Below are 16829 nucleotides of genomic sequence, written 5' to 3'. Positions count from 1 at the left end.
ATCAAGCAAATAGTGCGACAAGTTCGCGACCGAGATATTGGCGTACTTATCACCGACCACAACGTGAGAGAGACCTTAGACATTTGCGAACAAGCCTATATTGTTGGCAATGGACACATCATTGCATCAGGCTCGTCTGAGCAAGTATTAGAGAACAAAAAGGTGCGCGAGGTTTACCTTGGCGATGAATTTACAATTTAAAACCAAATTCCCTGTGCAATTACCAGTGAAAAAAGGTTTAACTAAGTTCATCAAAAACTCGTTCAAATTCTTCTCGGAAGTTCTTAAAATAGAAGATATGACATTACGTGCTGGACAAGCACATAGAGAATTCGTTCGACAATGACAAAAACACTGAAAAAGTTAGGATGACCGACTGATGGTAATGAAGGCATCCCTACAACTCAAAATGGGGCAAAGTCTTACAATGACGCCCCAGCTGCAGCAGGCTATTAAACTGCTTCAGCTATCGACTCTAGATCTTCAGGCGGAAATCCAAGAAGCATTGGAATCAAACCCAATGCTAGAAATGATTGAAGACAGTCCTGAGACGCCAAATAGCGAGTCAGAGCAAAATTCAAAAAATGAACAATCTAGCGAAGTATCAAATTCAGAAGTCGAGCCATCACGAGATCTTCACGAAAGCGAACGCGATGAATTTAGCGATTCGATACCAACCGATTTACCTGTCGATACTGCATGGGAAGACATCTACCAAACAAGTGGCCCAGCAAGCTCTGGCACAATGCCAGATGAGAACGACAGCGATTTCGAAAGCAGAAATTCAATTAGCGAGTCTCTGAATGATCACCTGCTATGGCAACTTAATCTAACACCATTTTCTGACCGCGATCGTTTAATTGCAGAAACAATTATTGATGCGATTGACATGGAAGGCTATCTACAAAATACCATTGAAGATATTCATCAAGGTCTATTTAACGAAGAAGATGAAGATCCAGTCGAACTAGAAGAAGTTCACGCAGTTCTGAAGCGTGTTCAACATTTTGACCCAGCAGGCGTGGGCGCAAAAGACCTTCAAGAATGTCTAATGCTTCAGTTACGTCAACTAGATCCCGACACTGAGTGGCTACCGCAAGCCAAGCTTGTCGTCAGCCACTATATCAATCTGCTGGGTAGTCGCGATTACGCACAGCTCATCAGAAGAAGTCGTCTTAAAGAAGACGATTTGAAAGAAGTTCTTCGCTTGATCCAATCGCTAAACCCTCGCCCAGGCGAGTCAGTGATTCAAGCGGAACCAGAATACGTTGTTCCCGACGTCGTGGTGAAAAAGGTAAATGGGCGCTGGAAAGTAGAGCTCAATCCAGAAATCGCACCTAAGATTCGCGTAAACAACAGCTACGCTGGCTTTATAAAACGTGCAGATAATAGCAACGACAACAACTTCATGAAGGACCAACTTCAAGAAGCTAAGTGGTTTATAAAAAGCCTCCAAAGCAGAAACGAGACTTTGCTCAAAGTTGCAAGCAAAATTGTTGCACATCAACAAGGCTTTTTAGACTATGGTGAAGAAGCAATGAAACCGCTTATTCTCCATGATATAGCCCAAGCAGTTGATATGCATGAATCCACAATTTCTCGCGTAACAACGCAAAAGTATATGCACACACCGCGTGGCATCTTTGAGCTGAAGTACTTCTTCTCAAGCCATGTTGGGACGACTTCTGGCGGCGAATGCTCATCGACGGCAATACGCGCTATCATTAAAAAATTAATTGCTGCTGAAAATCCTAAGAAACCTCTTAGCGACAGCAAAATTGCAGACCTACTCAAAGATCAAGGCATTAACGTTGCTCGCCGTACTATTGCAAAGTACCGCGAAGCGATGTCAATCCCGCCTTCTAACGAAAGGAAGCGTTTAATGTAAGAAGCTGTATATTCGCAAGACTTGTTAGAAGCATCCGCGGAAATTTCTTCCGCAAAAAACCAACAAGGAGACATTTATGCAAGTAAACATCACCGGTCACCACGTTGAACTAACAGATTCAATGAAAAACTACGTTACTGACAAGCTAGAGAAGCTTGAGCGTCACGTGGACGGTATAACAAATGTGCAGGTCACCCTTTCAGTGGAAAAGCTAAGACAAATTGCGGAAGCCACACTTCACATTAGCGGCGCAGACATTCACGGTACTGCAGAAGACGAAGATATGTATACATCTATCGATAAGCTTATAGACAAGCTTGATCGACAGATACTGAAACACAAAGAAAAACAAGTTGCGCGCTCGCATGGGGCCGTGTAGCTACTCGTAGTATTGGAAGAAAAATGAACGAAGGTTCAATTACTATTAGCTCTATTCTTGTTCCGGGACTGACTCGCGTCAGTTTCCCGGGCACTAGCAAGAAAAAAACACTAGAGCATATCGCAGCTGCAATTTCACAAGAAATCCCCGAGCTGTCTGAAGAAGATTTATTCGAAAATCTAATTGCCCGTGAGAAATTAGGTAGCACTGGAATCGGACAAGGAATTGCCATCCCTCACAGCAGAATGTTGAGATGCTCAAAAGTCATAGGCGCATTATTTACACTTGAACAAGATATCGCGTTTGACGCAATCGACAACCAACCAGTTAATCTACTGTTTGTTCTGATCGTTCCTAAAGAAGCAAGCAGCGAACATTTAGAGTTACTTAGCCAAATAGCGGAAAGATTTAATGACTCTTCTTTTTGCAATAAACTACGTGCTGCATCATCTGATTCTGAGCTTTATACGTTAATGACTGAAAGCTAACTGCCTTACTGTGGAGGCACCATGAAACTCGTAATTATTAGTGGCCGATCGGGCTCAGGTAAGAGTACTGCCCTCCATGTTTTAGAAGACTTAGGCTATTACTGCATCGACAACCTACCTGTCGGTTTGCTCTTAGAGCTTGGCTCACAATCAGCAAGACAAACAGATGAGCGCTTGGCAAAAGTTGCCGTGAGCATTGATGCCCGCAACCTACAAAGCGGCATAGAAAACTTCCCTGCTTTTTATCAAGCCTTTCAAAATCAGAATATCGAAACAGACATTATCTTTCTTGACGCGGATAGCGAAACACTCATAAAGCGCTTTCATGCGACACGAAGAAAACACCCTTTAAGCTCTCCCGACATTTCCTTAAGCGAAGCCATCAACAAAGAGAGCGTTTTATTAGAACCCATTTCCAGGCAGGCTGACCTCAATATAAATACAAGCGACATGTCTTTGTATGAATTGCGTGACCATATCAAACTACGAGTAGCAGGCAGAGCTACACAAGAAATGGCCCTACTATTCCAATCGTTTGGATTCAAACACGGCGTGCCTAGCGATGCAGATTATGTTTTTGACGTTCGATGCCTCCCTAATCCGTACTGGGACCCATCTCTACGCGTATTCACGGGGCTCGACAAACCTGTTGAAGATTTCTTAAGTTCACATTCAGAAGTCGAGGAAATGGAGTCTTCAATTATTACTTTCCTCGACAAGTGGATTGATCAATTCGCCTCAAATAACCGCAGCTATATGACAATTGCCATTGGCTGCACAGGCGGCCAGCATCGTAGCGTTTATTTATGCGAAAAAATCGGAGCATACTTTAAGCAATCTCACAAAAGCGTGTTGATTCGCCACAAAGAACTATCCGCTCCAATGAAAACCCAATAAAATAAATTCTAAGAAAACACTGAGACTTCAAAGGGAATCGAATGCTTCGCGAAACTGTCGAAATTATCAATGATCTTGGACTGCATGCCCGAGCAGCAGCCAAATTCGTGGAATGCACCGGTCATTTTGAAAGCAGTTTTACCATCACAAAAGACGATAGAGAAGTTGACGGAAAAAGCATCATGTCTGTCATGATGCTTGCAGCCAGCAAGGGCACCCAGATAACGATTACTGTTGATGGCGCGGATGAAGAGCAAGCCATGAATGCCTTGAAAACATTGATCAATAATCGGTTTGATGAAGAAAGTTAACTCTAATTCGTTATAACTTATCCTATTAAGCCATTGTTTTCTTAAGAAATTAATCAACCGATCTGCACGCCATACGCTATACTCATAGCTTAAACAAACTTTCGGCGTTCCCATGGCAAGCTACTCTAACAATCAGACACCAGAGCAACACTGGCGCTCCATTTCGGATGCCATTGAAGCCGGCTCTCTGAAGCAAGTAGCTCGCATTATTAATAAGAGCTTATCGACGAGCGATGTCGCTCACCTCATCGAGTCTTCTCCACCTAAACAGCGTAATATTATTTGGCAGCTCGTCGATGATGATTATCGCGGAGAGGTTCTTCAAGACCTAAGCGAAGACGTCCAAGCCTATTTCTTGAGCAAGTTAAATGCGCAAGAACTTATCGACGCCACCGAAGATCTCGATACAGATGACCTAGCAGACATACTGCAGAACCTACCTGAAGCTGTCATTGGCGAAGTCCTAGACTCCATGGACAGCCAAGACCGGGAACGTGTCGAGGAAGTCCTCGCCTACGAGGAAGATACTGCCGGTGGCCTGATGAACACCGACACGGTAACTATCCGTGCGGACATCACAATGGACGTTGTTCTGCGCTACTTGCGAAGACACCGAAGCCTACCCGAGATGACAGATAGTCTTCTCGTTGTTAGCCGAAATGGTGTTTTGGTCGGTATCCTTCCACTAACTACGATGTTGGTATCTAGCCCAAGTGCTACGGTTCGTGAGGTCATGGAAACAGACATCACGACAATCAACGTCAATATGCCAGATAGCGAAGTCGCGAATGTATTCGAACGTCAGGACTTGGTCACCGCACCAGTCGTGAACGACGATAATATATTGCTTGGGCGTATCACCATTGATGACGTGGTTGATGTCATTAGGGATGATGCTGATCACTCATTGATGAGTATGGCGGGGCTCGACGAGGATGAAGACACCTTCGCACCGGTGAAGCAAACAACCAAAAGGCGCGCTGTTTGGCTGGGCATAAACTTAGTCACCGCCTTTATTGCCTCTGCCGTGATTGGCATGTTTGAGGGTACTATTGAAAAAGTCGTGGCACTGGCTGTACTAATGCCAATCGTTGCCAGTATGGGCGGCATAGCAGGAAGCCAAACTCTTACACTTGTGATACGTGGTATGGCAGTCGGTCAAATCAGTAGTGGCAACTTAAAGTGGCTACTCAATCGCGAGTTCACTGTGAGCATGATTAACGGCGCATTATGGGCTGCCGTGGTTTCAGGCCTCGCAATGCTATGGTTCAAAGACATCACGATCGGAATCGTAATCGCATCAGCCTTAATGATTAATCTCGTTGTAGCCGCTATAGCAGGTACCGTACTCCCCTACTTTTTGAAATCGCGCGACATTGATCCAGCACTCGCAGGTGGCGTGATCTTGACTACTATCACTGATGTTGTAGGCTTCCTCTCCTTTTTAGGCCTAGCCTCAATCGCCTACGCATAAATTTGATCACAGGTACTTTATGAGTCAGCACGACCCATTCGATAGCAACAACGAAGATTTCGACGAAGACATTAAAAGTCGTAGCCAAATTAAACGCGAGATGGAAGCGTTACAAGCAATCGGCAAGCAGCTTTGTGAATTAAAAGCTTCCCACCTTGAACAAGTACCTATCTCAGAAGAATTAGAAGAAGGCATCACGACCTACAAACGCATCTCGTCACGGGAAGCCAAAAGACGCCAATTACAGTACATTGGCAAAGTCATGCGCAACCAAGACATTGATGCAATTCAGACAGTACTCGATCGATTCGATACATCTAGCGATATATACGCGAAACGCTTACATATGCTCGAAGCTTGGAGAGAAAGACTGATCAACGAAGGTAATGCGGCATTAACTGAATTCGTCGAAAAACACCCAAGCGTTGAGATACAGACATTACGCCAGCTTGTGAGAAACGCGAATAAAGATCGTCAAAACGAAAAGAATACCGGCGCAGCCAAAAAGCTTTTCAAGTTCTTGAAGCAATACGAAGAAGATATTCTGAATTAAATCGTAGCGCTCTATAAAACTACAAAGCGCAGCAGTAAAGACTAAAGACGCTTATGCTGGGCAATTGGCATCTTTTTGCGGATCTCGGATAAAAAGGAAAGATCTAAGTTCGCAACTATAATATCCGGCTCATGATTGGCTGATGCCAAAATATTCCCATCGGGATCAATGATCATACTGTTCCCCCAAGTACGGCGGCCCTTTTGGTGCTCTCCGCATTGATTTGCAGCCAACACAAAGCTTTGTGTCTCTATTGCACGAGCACGAAGCAATAACTCCCAATGACGACTCCCTGTCGCATAAGTAAAGGCCGAAGGAACAGTTATCAATTGAACACCCTGCTTCGCGTAATGCTGATAAAGCTCAGAAAACCTTAAGTCATAGCAAATGCTTAAGCCGAGCCCAACGCCCTCTATATAAACAACCTTTGGGTCATCCCCCGCGCAATAGGTATCTGACTCACGATAAGCCCCAACGCCATCATCTACATCCACATCAAAAAGATGGATTTTGTCGTAGTATTCAGTGTCTTTTTCTGGTGCAATCACGAAACTACGAGCGTAATACTTCCCCTCGCCATTCTCGACTGGAATTGAGCCACAAATGAGCGTCATATTTGTCTTGTTGCTCAAAGATTGAAACTGCTCAATACAAGCATCCACATGCGGAGCAAATTGCGCTAATGCACTTTGCCCAAAACAGAGAAAGTTTTCTGGAAATAAAACGAGCCGAGCACCTGAGGCACTGGCCTCTTCGATATACATCAAGGCATTATTGAAATTACTGCGCCAGTCGTCTGAACTATTCATTTGCACGACCGCGCAACACAACTGCGTATTACTTGGCATTGATGGCCTGCTCGAGCGTCATCTCTGGGTTGTCCCAATTCCCTTTCACGGCATAGCGCACAGTCGAAAGCCTTGATAAGGGTTGCCCTAAGATTTTATCAACTAGCCACACTGCTCCGCCTATAGCGGGGTTTCCCAACATCAGGCCCGCGATAGGAACATTGCTAGATAAAGGTAGTTCAACCAACATTTTCAGATCTAACATCTGCTCCGCTAAATCCACATGACCACTGAGCGTATAGTTACTTGAGGGACCATTGATCTTTAATGGATCAACAAAGCGAAGGTCGCCCTGATCCATCACGACATTGACATTGAGGTTGTCATAACTGATACCTTGCTTATACAAATCGGAAAAATCCAATTTCAATCTGCGAACTAAAGCATCGACATTAAACACGCCAAACAAACGCAAAATACCGGTTGCTTGGTTATCAGTTGAGATAACTCCATCTTCAAATGTCATAGAAGCAGTGCCAGATACTTTTGATAAAGCGAAGTTTTGTGGCTGATCTGGCCATACTAGCGCCAACTCCGATTTATATTTCCCACTCGTTAGTGGCGATTCCTGACCAAACAACTCCAGTACAGGCTTAACATTCGCTCCTGCAGTATCAAGCGTTAAGATAGTATGGCTATGACCTTCGTCATATTGCCATGACAGCTGCCCTTCTAGAGCACTCCCTGACACTTCACCGCGCAATTCCCTAAACACCATTCCATAGTCATCAGAATCTGTCCAAAAGCGCCACGCCCCCCATGCAGTGCCGCCAAAATACAAGTCATCCACCGCGAATGACATTGCCTCTATTTCTCTTGGATCTACATCTGCAACGTTATCTCCATCAAGACTCTCCGCTGGTTCTTCTATACGCAGGTGCTTCAGATTCACGGAAACTGGTGCAGCCCCTTTGGCAAAAACAATTTCACCCTCAGCGCCCTTACCTGACAAAACGATATTTATCTTGGATAAGGATGGTGAGATTCTCGCCTCGACATCTAGAGCGCGATGGTTAAACATATCTACGACAGGACTTTTGACAAAAATCTCTTTCAATATTCCTGCTTCACCCGCCTCGCCAGTAAAGGTCTCGCTAGCGAAATCTATCCATGGCTCAACTTCAATATGATCAAGCGCGACAGCAACACCCAAGCCCTCTTCAGAAAAACGATACGCGCCAAAGTCTAGAGGGTTTAATGATGATGACAGCACAAGCTTTCCGTACTCTAATTGCTCATCAACAAACAAGAGCTGCCCACTTCCTTTTGGTAGTGCCTGACCATCTAGAATGATAGTGACATCCGCTTGCTTCTCTTTAATCGAAGCATTTACTTGCACGGAATTTTTAGATTCAGATAATTTGGCAAAAGGTTCAGGCCAATCAACTGCAAGACCTTGCATATTGCTCGTCATCTCAAAACGTGCTGGCTCTTGCGCATCAGGAATTATCAATGAGGATTCAAAGGCGGTACGACCGCTTACGCCATAAAAAGGAACATTACTAGACCGCTTGTTCTCATCCGTGAATAGCTTACTGGGATTTAACTGCCCAGATAATTTCAACTCTGTTGCCGCTATATCCGAACGATTCTCTATATTTAAAAATGCAGCCTCGCCCATAAACTGCATCGATAACATATCGGCATTAATACCTGCTTGAGAATCCACCTTCAACTTACCCACGATGTTTTCCGCAAATAAGTGGCTATCTCGATGACTCGCTTTCAAACCTCGTGCATATACGTCAATGCTGTAATCGGTCTGCAGTTCATCCTGAAAAACTAAATTCAGCCCTAGATGCGCCTCCGCAGGCCCCTCAAAGCTAAGTAAATCTGAAACACCTCGGGTTGCATCAGCAATGGGAGACTCTGAAAGCCAATAATCATAATCCGCGCCATCAAGGGATAATTCAGCATCAACCTGTAAACGAGAGTCGGGCTCTTCTTCGCTTACCCCCGGCATAACGGCAGAGAGATTACGAACAGAAACACCGTTTATCTGCGCACTTTCAGCTTCTACGATCAGCCTGTCGTTGTGTAAATTCAGAGTTAAATCGAGATCAGTCAGTGACGGCCATAACTCGTCAAATTTTAGCTCGGCTGGCTTCGCTCTGAGCGCCAAGGTTGAACTAAAGCTATTATTGGGGCTGTCAGATTCGATACTTCCATACCCAATAAAACGCCCATCTTCTACAATGCCGCTTTTAAGCGACTCTGCGAGCCACTGATGTAAGGTCGAATCAACAGCATAATACGGTACAAAATCAATCACATTCGATAACTCAACATTTGTCATACCGAGCATCAAACCTAGGTAATCCTCTTGCGAATCGTCATTAAGTCGGAGAACAAAATCGCCAGTCACTTCTGCATCATCGAACAATTTCAACGACAGGCCTTGCGACTCGACCACATAGTCATCGCCATCTTGATACCATTGAACCCGGCCTGACGCGCTATAACTATCAAAGCTCTTTAAATACAAATCAGGGAAAAATAAGCCGAACTTTTCACTATAAAAATCGACGTAACCTAGGTTCTCATTAACTTCAATAAAACCGTCGATGTTCGTTGCACCAGGAGTACCCCTAAATGGCTTCAAAGATACTTTGTGTAGCTCTGATTTAAACGAAAAATCATCGCTTTCTGAATCCAAAGCAATATGCATGTTTTTAAGTAGACCACTAGGATCACTAACCCTAAGTCGCTCACTTAGATCGCTATCTAATAGATCGACCGATCGCAATAATTCGCCGGTACAATCTAGGTCTATTTGACTGACCGAGACATTCAGTCCAGCTTCGGAGGATTCAAGTACAGCTCCAGGAATTGAACATCGCTGCCCATTCCATTGATAGACAAGATTATCCAGGGCAACCCGATGCCCGTTTTCATTGCCTTGCCAAGAGAAACGCGCGGATGAATTCACTATCGGCAATAAAGTTTTTTGATCGGCACTCCAATTCAGACGATGTAATTGAACATCGGCATAAAGCCCTTCAACCTTTAGACCAGCTAGATCAAGCCATACGCGACCGCTCACATCCAAGTCGTTAATTACTAAACCTTTCCAAGAATAAGCCTCAAGAAAACGATCAAGAAAGTCAGCAGATCGCGCCTCAATATAGAGTTTTCCGGCAGTCGATGAACTAGATTCAAAATCAGCGCTGTTATAAACAAATCGCGCTAAGGGCTGCAATCCATTTGGACGAATGACGTTACCTTGCGCGAATATTTGTCCATCAATATACGTCAAACTTGAGGATGGAAGATGCCATACACGCTCATCTTTGCCATGCACTGTCACGCGCACGTATGCATCAACAAGCTTTAGGTTTGCGCCATCTAAAATATCTTCAATCGCAAACTGAGACGTACTGTCATCGTCTATTTGCAAATTAAATAAATCGACCCCGGCAAGCGACCACCCTCCTTGACTATCCTGATGCAGAGCAAGGTTCGTTTGGTCTAACTTAATAGATTTGATTCGCGGCGCTTGATTGAGCAGAGTATCCAAGAACGCGAACTTAATCTGTGCCGTTTTTATATGTGCGTTGGGTGCACCATTGACTGATATGCCGCGAATCTCAAGAATTGGATCAAAGCCACTCCACTTTGCCCCAAGTTGATCGATCACAACAGGCAGTTCCAGCTCAGAACTTAGGTAGCTTTGCAAAGAAAGGCGATAATCTGGAAGCTGTGAGAGGACTAAACGCCCTGCTACAACATAGACGAGGACCGCTATTAATGCGGTATACGCAAGCAGTTTCGCTTTGAATTTAAGCAGTTTGTAGGTTCGATTCAAAGCGAAAAACCTATGCGTTTATCTTAAGGGAGTGACGCTAGAGTAAAACAACGTCGTACTGGCCCTGATTGTACATTAGTTCAACCTGAAACTTTATCTGCTTGCCGATGAAAGTTTCTAAATCTGCGACATTATCAGACTCTTCATCCAACAGGCGATCAATGACACTTTGAGATGCCATCACCATGATCGATTGCGCATCGTACGCGCGACTAACTCGCAAGATTTCTCGCAAGATTTCATAACAGACGGTTTCAGCTGTTTTAAGTGAACCGGTGCCATCACAAACAGGGCAAGGCTCGCACAAAGTTTGCCCTAAGCTTTCTGTTGTTCGCTTACGCGTCATTTCCACTAAACCAAGTTCTGACACACAACTAATCGTGGTTCTAGCGTGATCGCGCTCGAGCATTTTCTCTAGCATACGCAAGACTTGACGCTGATGCTCTTCGTCTTCCATATCAATAAAGTCGAGGATAATAATCCCACCAAGATTACGCAAACGAAGCTGTCTTCCTATCGTTCGAGCCGCTTCGAGGTTGGTTTTAAAGATAGTTTCTTCGAGGTTTCTGTGGCCAACAAAAGCACCAGTATTAACGTCTATTGTGCTCATAGCCTCGGTTTGATCGATTATCAGGTAGCCACCAGACTTCAGCTGAACCTTCCTACCCAAGGCTTTTTGAATTTCGTCTTCAATGCTATACAGATCGAAAATCGGACGCTCACCTGGGTAATATTCCAATCGCGAACTGACATCAATCAAAAAGTTCTCTGAAAATTCTTTTACCTTCACAAAGCTTTCTTTGGAATCGATGCGAATTTTCTCTGTCTGCGGTTTTACCAAATCTCTTATAGCCCGCACATGAAGCGGTAATTCTTGGTATATCACCTCACCTACAGCACAATTTTTAATGCGCTGCTCTAGCTTGCTCCAGAGCCGAATGAGAAATCGAATATCCGCTTCAAATTCATCCTCGCCAGCGCCTTCTGCCGCTGTTCGAATAATAAATCCAGACCCGTTTTCATCTTTCGATTCGCTATCACCGACTTCTGTATCAACAGCATCATTATTTTGCTCAGTCGCTGACTTCGGCTCAGCAGCACGCTCAGCAAAAAAAGCTTCACTTTTCGTGGCTTTCGTCACTAAGGAACGCAAACGATCACGCTCTGACTCTTCTTCAATACGTTGAGAGATACCAATGTGTTGGACGCTAGGCATGTACACAAGATAGCGACTCGCTACAGATAACTGAGTGGTTAATCTCGCACCCTTAGTGCCTATAGGATCTTTAGTGACTTGAACAACAAGAGGCTGACCCTCACGAAGCAAATGCGCAATATCAGGTTGCGCAGTATCTTTCTCTGCGGGCCCGACGATGTCAGAGACATGAATAAAAGCCGCACGCTCAAGACCGATATCTACAAAAGCTGCCTCCATTCCTGGCAATACGCGTACAACCTTGCCTTTATAGATATTACCGACAATCCCTAATCGACTGGATCGCTCGATATATACCTCTTGCAACATCCCGTTTTCTACGACCGCAACACGCGTTTCAACAGGGGTAACATTAATAAGCAACTCTTCGCTCAAAACACTATCCTTTTAAAGTTTTGATTCTAGACCGAACGATTTCAAACTCTGGTGAACTTCCGTTAAGGGTAAGCCAACAACATTACTGTAACTACCTTCTATTTTATCGACCAGTACCGCTCCGATGCCTTGGATGCCGTAACCACCAGCTTTATCGAAAGGCTCTTCGGTTTTCCAATAATCAGCGATTTCCTGATCGCTTAGCCCTCTAAAGAAGACTTTAGTTTTAACGATATGTTCCTGAACTTCGCTAAGCTGGCCATTACTTAATACTCCCAAAGCATAGGCAGTTGCGACCGTGTGATGATCACCTGACATCACGCGCATCATTCGTTGAAAATCAGAAAAATCTTCCGGCTTAATCAGAATTTGCTCACCATGCACGCAAACAGTATCGCCTGCCAGCATTAAGTAATCTCGACCATCAATACAAGAATTAGAAAGACAAAACTGATGTGCTGCCGCTACTAGCTTCTCTTTTGCCATGCGAGCAACATAAGCATACGGCTTCTCAGAGTCATGAACTGACTCATCAATATCAACGGGGCTTTTTAATGGATCGTAACCTAGCTGTTGTAACAACTCTAAACGTCTAGGCGAAGCCGAAGCTAACACTAATTGCACTTACCTACCCTCGCAAAGCAAAGCTAATTCTGTCGTATACAACAACAAGAATAGGCCATAAAAACCCACTAAACATAGCCCGAAGCAACAAATCTGAAGGTGCTTCAGCTCGACTTAACAGAGAGGTAAAGGTGTTCACAATCAACAAATGAATAATGACAACAACGAACGCAACAAGAGACTGCTGCAACAAAGGATAAAGCTTAAAGCGCTTGTGCATGCCTATCGCAAGATACGACACGATACTCAAGGCTAAGGCGTTGATCCCAAGGTATACACCACTGATCACATCCAGCAGCAGACCAATAAAAAAGCCTACAGTTATACCAACAGTACTAGGCGAGCGCAGAGTCCAAAAGAAGACTGTCATGACCAACCACTCTGGTCTGAACAACGAAATCATTGCCGGCAAATATATGAGTTCGAGTATCACCGACAACATGAAGGTGATCACCACGGCCAACATACTAGGCTGATAAATCATTGAGCGACCTCAACACCGCTTTGTGGCGCATCATCTTTATTTGGAAAAACTAATAACAATAAACGACTGCGGTTAAGATTAGCTTGCGGAGTGACTTTCACTGTCGCAAATGCTGCTCCTGGATCGTGTGCAACTTTCGTCACGGTCGCTACAGGGTAGCCTGACGGAAAGCGCCCACCTAAACCAGAGCTCACAAGTAAATCTCCTTCCTGAATATCTGCTGTATCTGGAACATTTGCTAACTCTAAGGCGGATAGCGAACCAAACCCGTAGGCAACGGCGCGAACACCATTTCGATTAACCTGCACCGGCACGGCATGACGATCATCTGATATCAACAAAACCCGACTTTGAAACTCACTGACATCAATCACTTGGCCAACTAAGCCATATTCATCTAATACAGCTTGCCCAACATACACACCACTGCTGCGACCTTTATTGATCACAATATAATGTTTGTTTGGGTCAGGGCTCACACTTACAAGTTCGGTGACTACGACACCATCGTCAAGAACGCGAGAAGCATTCAATAACTCTCGCAAACGATTCAGCTCTGCGGTTGTACTAGCAAGCTTTTGAGACTGGCGTTCTAGAACAAGAACTTTAGCTTTAAGGGAATCTAACTCATCTTCGAGTGACGAACGGGAAGTAAAAAGAAAACCAATACCATCAGTGATATGACGCGGTACATCACTCATCCATTGAAATGGTGTCAGTACAGTACTAACACCACGCCGAACAGGATCGAGCTGATCATAACGCACATCGACAACGATCAGCACGACACTAACGAGAACCGCCAGTATCAAGCGATAGCCCAAATACGGACCTTGTACAAATACAGTACTAATGGCGCACTCCTAATGGCAAAGCAACTAAGCCCACTTCTATAGCAGGATTTAGGTAGCTTGCTTATTCGACAGCAAAAATACCATCTGCGCCGTTTGTATCGATAAGCTCAAGCGCTTTACCGCCGCCACGAGCAACACATGTCAACGGATCTTCAGCAACGATAACTGGTAAGCCAGTCTCTTCGCTTAACAAACGATCAAGACCGCGAAGTAGTGAACCACCGCCAGTTAGTACGATTCCTCGTTCAGCAATGTCTGAAGCAAGCTCTGGTGGAGATTGCTCAAGCGCGCCTTTCACAGCTTGAACAATTGCAGCTAGAGATTCTTGTAACGCTTCTAAGATTTCGTCACTATTTAAAGTAAATCCACGAGGAACACCTTCAGCTAGGTTACGTCCACGCACGTCGATTTCACGAATTTCCAAGCCTTCGTAAGCACAACCAATCTCTTGTTTAATACGCTCTGCTGTCGCATCACCAATTAAACTACCGTAGTTGCGACGCACATAAGTCACAATATTTTCGTCAAAGCGGTCGCCACCGACTTTAACCGAATCTGCATAGACGATACCGTTCAATGAGATAATCGCGATTTCAGTTGTACCACCACCGATATCAACGACCATCGAACCACTCGCCTCTTCCACAGGTAATCCTGCACCAATCGCTGCAGCCATAGGCTCTTCGATCAAATACACTTCACGTGCACCGGCACCTAATGCAGATTCACGAATCGCTTTTTGTTCAACTTTTGTAGAACGACTTGGTACACAGACCAACACGCGCGGACTCGGCGTAATAAAACTATTCTCGTGAACCTTATGAATAAAATGCTGAAGCATTTTTTCAGTTACTACGAAATCTGCAATCACACCATCCTTTAACGGACGAATTGCAGTGATGTTTCCGGGGGTACGACCAAGCATTCGTTTTGCTTCGGCACCCACCGCAGCAACACTTTTTTGAGCGCCCGAATTTCTAATCGCGACAACAGAAGGTTCATCTAAAACTATGCCGCGTTCGCGCACATAAATAAGTGTATTTGCAGTCCCCAAATCGATCGACAGATCACTTGAAAACATGCCTCGTAGTTTCTTAAGCATGGAAGGAATTCAACCTGAAGAATTTATGAATATAATTATCGCGTAACTTTAACAATGGCGCGGTACTAGAGCAAGAAACAAAAGCTTCATTTAGACCTTATTGCAAACAAGATAACGTTCAGCCATTGCTCCGTAAGATTCCCGCTAAACATTTGATCATTTTTCACCCATACATTTATGTCCTTAGTGCGAAAGTTTGCATTTCTATGCAAATTCATTCCTTATTCGATTCGCGAGCATATCCACTTTTTATAGCTAAGTGGTATGATGCTCGGCTAAATGCTTCACAGCATAATTCACGCACTATAAATCTCTTAACTCCTCGCGTTCTAGCTTCTAAGGCAAGCTTCTGAGCCGAGACTTATAAATTAAGGTTTAAAACATGTCGATTAGTCCTGATGACATTCAAAAAATCGCGCGCCTCTCTCGTCTTCAAATTGAAGATGACAAAGTGGAAAAATTAAGCGGCGATATTAATAACATCTTGGGTTTAGTTGATCAGCTTCAGCAGGCTGATACGAGCAATGTTGCACCGATGGCGCACCCTTTGGACGCAGTACAAACCCTGCGCGCAGATCAAGTGACAGAGACTAATCAACGTGACAAATATCAACGCGTAGCACCAGCAACTGAAGACGGCCTATTCCTCGTGCCGAAAGTTATCGAGTGAGCCTCACTAATTTTCATAGTGACGCATTAGAACACCTTCTGTTTAAAAACACGCTACGACGAAAGAGCAATAAAGAATGTTAGAACTTACAATTCAAGAGCTGGCCAAAGGCCTGCGCGACAAAGAGTTCACCAGCGTAGAACTCACTCAAGCCTATCTTGATCGCATCGAAAAACTAGACAGCAAAATCAATAGTTATATTACCGTCTCAAAAGAACAAGCACTTGCTGATGCAGCAGCTGCTGACGAGAAAATCGCCGCTGGCGATACCGGTTTATGGACGGGCATTCCCTTCGCACACAAAGACATCTTTTGTACGGAAGGCACCCTAACTACCTGTGGTTCAAAAATGCTTCATAACTTCGAACCACCTTACAACGCGACAGTCGTTCAAAACTTCATCGATGCAGGCGCGGTTTGTTTGGGTAAAACCAACATGGATGAGTTCGCGATGGGCTCAACGAATGAGAGCAGCTACTACGGAAAAGTGATTAACCCGTGGAGCGGTGACAAACACCTCGTTCCCGGCGGTTCATCTGGCGGCTCAGCTGCAGCAGTAGCCGCGCGCTTGGCACCCGTTGCAACAGGCACAGATACCGGCGGCTCGATCCGTCAGCCGGCAGCCTTTTGTGGTCTAACTGGAGTAAAGCCAACATACGGGCGCGTTTCACGTTACGGCATGATTGCTTTCGCATCGAGCCTTGATCAAGGTGGCCCAATGGCAAAAACTGCTGAAGACTGTGCGGCAATGCTGCAAGTTATGGCGGGTCATGACGCAAAAGACTCAACTAGTATCGACAAAGAAGTGCCAGACTACTTGGCGGCTCTATCTGGTGATTTGAGCGGTCTGAAAATTGGTCT

At 44.7% G+C, this 16829-nt stretch carries 16 protein-coding genes and 1 pseudogene; 10 read left to right on the top strand and 7 right to left on the bottom strand.

Going from position 1 to position 16829, the window contains the following annotated elements; all coding sequences use genetic code 11:
- From A3762_RS25390 to yjgA, 8 genes and pseudogenes are all read left to right on the top strand, one after another.
- Window positions 1-201: pseudogene (locus tag A3762_RS25390) on the top strand (lipopolysaccharide ABC transporter ATP-binding protein); the annotation flags it as partial.
- Between the two features lie 184 nt (window positions 202-385).
- Complete coding sequence (locus A3762_RS25385) at window positions 386-1888, top strand: RNA polymerase factor sigma-54 (RefSeq protein WP_068476179.1); 1503 nt, start codon at window positions 386-388, stop codon at window positions 1886-1888.
- A gap of 76 nt (window positions 1889-1964) precedes the next feature.
- Window positions 1965-2267 (top strand): ribosome hibernation-promoting factor, HPF/YfiA family, encoded by a 303-nt coding sequence (gene hpf, locus A3762_RS25380; RefSeq protein WP_068475009.1) that lies wholly within the window; start codon window positions 1965-1967, stop codon window positions 2265-2267.
- Window positions 2268-2290: 23 nt separating this feature from the next.
- Window positions 2291-2755 carry a PTS IIA-like nitrogen regulatory protein PtsN gene (gene ptsN / locus A3762_RS25375; protein ID WP_068476102.1) on the top strand — a complete coding sequence of 155 codons (465 nt, stop codon included), beginning with the start codon at window positions 2291-2293 and terminating at the stop codon, window positions 2753-2755.
- 21 nt (window positions 2756-2776) lie between these two features.
- Window positions 2777-3652: an RNase adapter RapZ gene (gene rapZ / locus A3762_RS25370; protein WP_068476103.1), complete on the top strand. Its 876-nt coding sequence runs from the start codon at window positions 2777-2779 to the stop codon at window positions 3650-3652.
- A gap of 41 nt (window positions 3653-3693) precedes the next feature.
- Window positions 3694-3963 carry an HPr family phosphocarrier protein gene (locus A3762_RS25365; RefSeq protein ID WP_068476104.1) on the top strand — a complete coding sequence of 90 codons (270 nt, stop codon included), beginning with the start codon at window positions 3694-3696 and terminating at the stop codon, window positions 3961-3963.
- A gap of 112 nt (window positions 3964-4075) precedes the next feature.
- Window positions 4076-5437, top strand: coding sequence for a magnesium transporter (gene mgtE / locus A3762_RS25360; protein WP_068476105.1), 1362 nt, complete (start codon window positions 4076-4078; stop codon window positions 5435-5437).
- Between the two features lie 19 nt (window positions 5438-5456).
- Window positions 5457-5990: a ribosome biogenesis factor YjgA gene (gene yjgA, locus A3762_RS25355; protein WP_068476106.1), complete on the top strand. Its 534-nt coding sequence runs from the start codon at window positions 5457-5459 to the stop codon at window positions 5988-5990.
- Window positions 5991-6031: 41 nt separating this feature from the next.
- Here the strand turns inward: yjgA and A3762_RS25350 are convergent, their stop codons facing one another.
- The 7 genes from A3762_RS25350 to A3762_RS25320 all read right to left on the bottom strand — a co-directional run bounded on the left by A3762_RS25350 (window position 6032) and on the right by A3762_RS25320 (window position 15298).
- Window positions 6032-6799, bottom strand: a complete 768-nt coding sequence (locus A3762_RS25350; protein WP_197469578.1) for a carbon-nitrogen hydrolase family protein — start codon at window positions 6797-6799, stop codon at window positions 6032-6034.
- Window positions 6800-6827: 28 nt separating this feature from the next.
- Window positions 6828-10643 (bottom strand): YhdP family protein, encoded by a 3816-nt coding sequence (locus A3762_RS25345; protein ID WP_068758192.1) that lies wholly within the window; start codon window positions 10641-10643, stop codon window positions 6828-6830.
- A 37-nt stretch (window positions 10644-10680) separates the two neighbouring features.
- On the bottom strand, window positions 10681-12234 hold the full coding sequence (locus A3762_RS25340; protein WP_068758190.1) for an Rne/Rng family ribonuclease: 1554 nt from the start codon (window positions 12232-12234) through the stop codon (window positions 10681-10683).
- A gap of 12 nt (window positions 12235-12246) precedes the next feature.
- Window positions 12247-12858, bottom strand: a complete 612-nt coding sequence (locus A3762_RS25335; protein WP_068758188.1) for a nucleoside triphosphate pyrophosphatase — start codon at window positions 12856-12858, stop codon at window positions 12247-12249.
- 4 nt (window positions 12859-12862) lie between these two features.
- Window positions 12863-13342, bottom strand: coding sequence for a rod shape-determining protein MreD (mreD, locus tag A3762_RS25330; RefSeq protein WP_068476111.1), 480 nt, complete (start codon window positions 13340-13342; stop codon window positions 12863-12865).
- The gene (gene mreC, locus A3762_RS25325; protein WP_082869349.1) at window positions 13339-14196 is read right to left on the bottom strand and encodes a rod shape-determining protein MreC; all 858 of its coding nucleotides are present in this window, start codon (window positions 14194-14196) and stop codon (window positions 13339-13341) included. Before mreC ends, mreD begins: the two co-directional genes overlap by 4 nt.
- Window positions 14197-14257: 61 nt before the next feature.
- Window positions 14258-15298: a rod shape-determining protein gene (locus tag A3762_RS25320; protein ID WP_068473203.1), complete on the bottom strand. Its 1041-nt coding sequence runs from the start codon at window positions 15296-15298 to the stop codon at window positions 14258-14260.
- 382 nt (window positions 15299-15680) lie between these two features.
- On the opposite strand from A3762_RS25320, the gene gatC reads away from it, so the two are divergent.
- Complete coding sequence (gatC, locus tag A3762_RS25315) at window positions 15681-15968, top strand: Asp-tRNA(Asn)/Glu-tRNA(Gln) amidotransferase subunit GatC (RefSeq protein WP_068758186.1); 288 nt, start codon at window positions 15681-15683, stop codon at window positions 15966-15968.
- Between the two features lie 76 nt (window positions 15969-16044).
- Window positions 16045-16829, top strand: a 785-nt coding sequence (locus A3762_RS25310) for an amidase (RefSeq protein ID WP_082869361.1), incomplete at its 3' end; no start/stop codon positions are given.

Source organism: Oleiphilus sp. HI0125, assembly GCF_001635355.1.
This window is presented reverse-complemented; position numbering and strand designations above follow the sequence as displayed.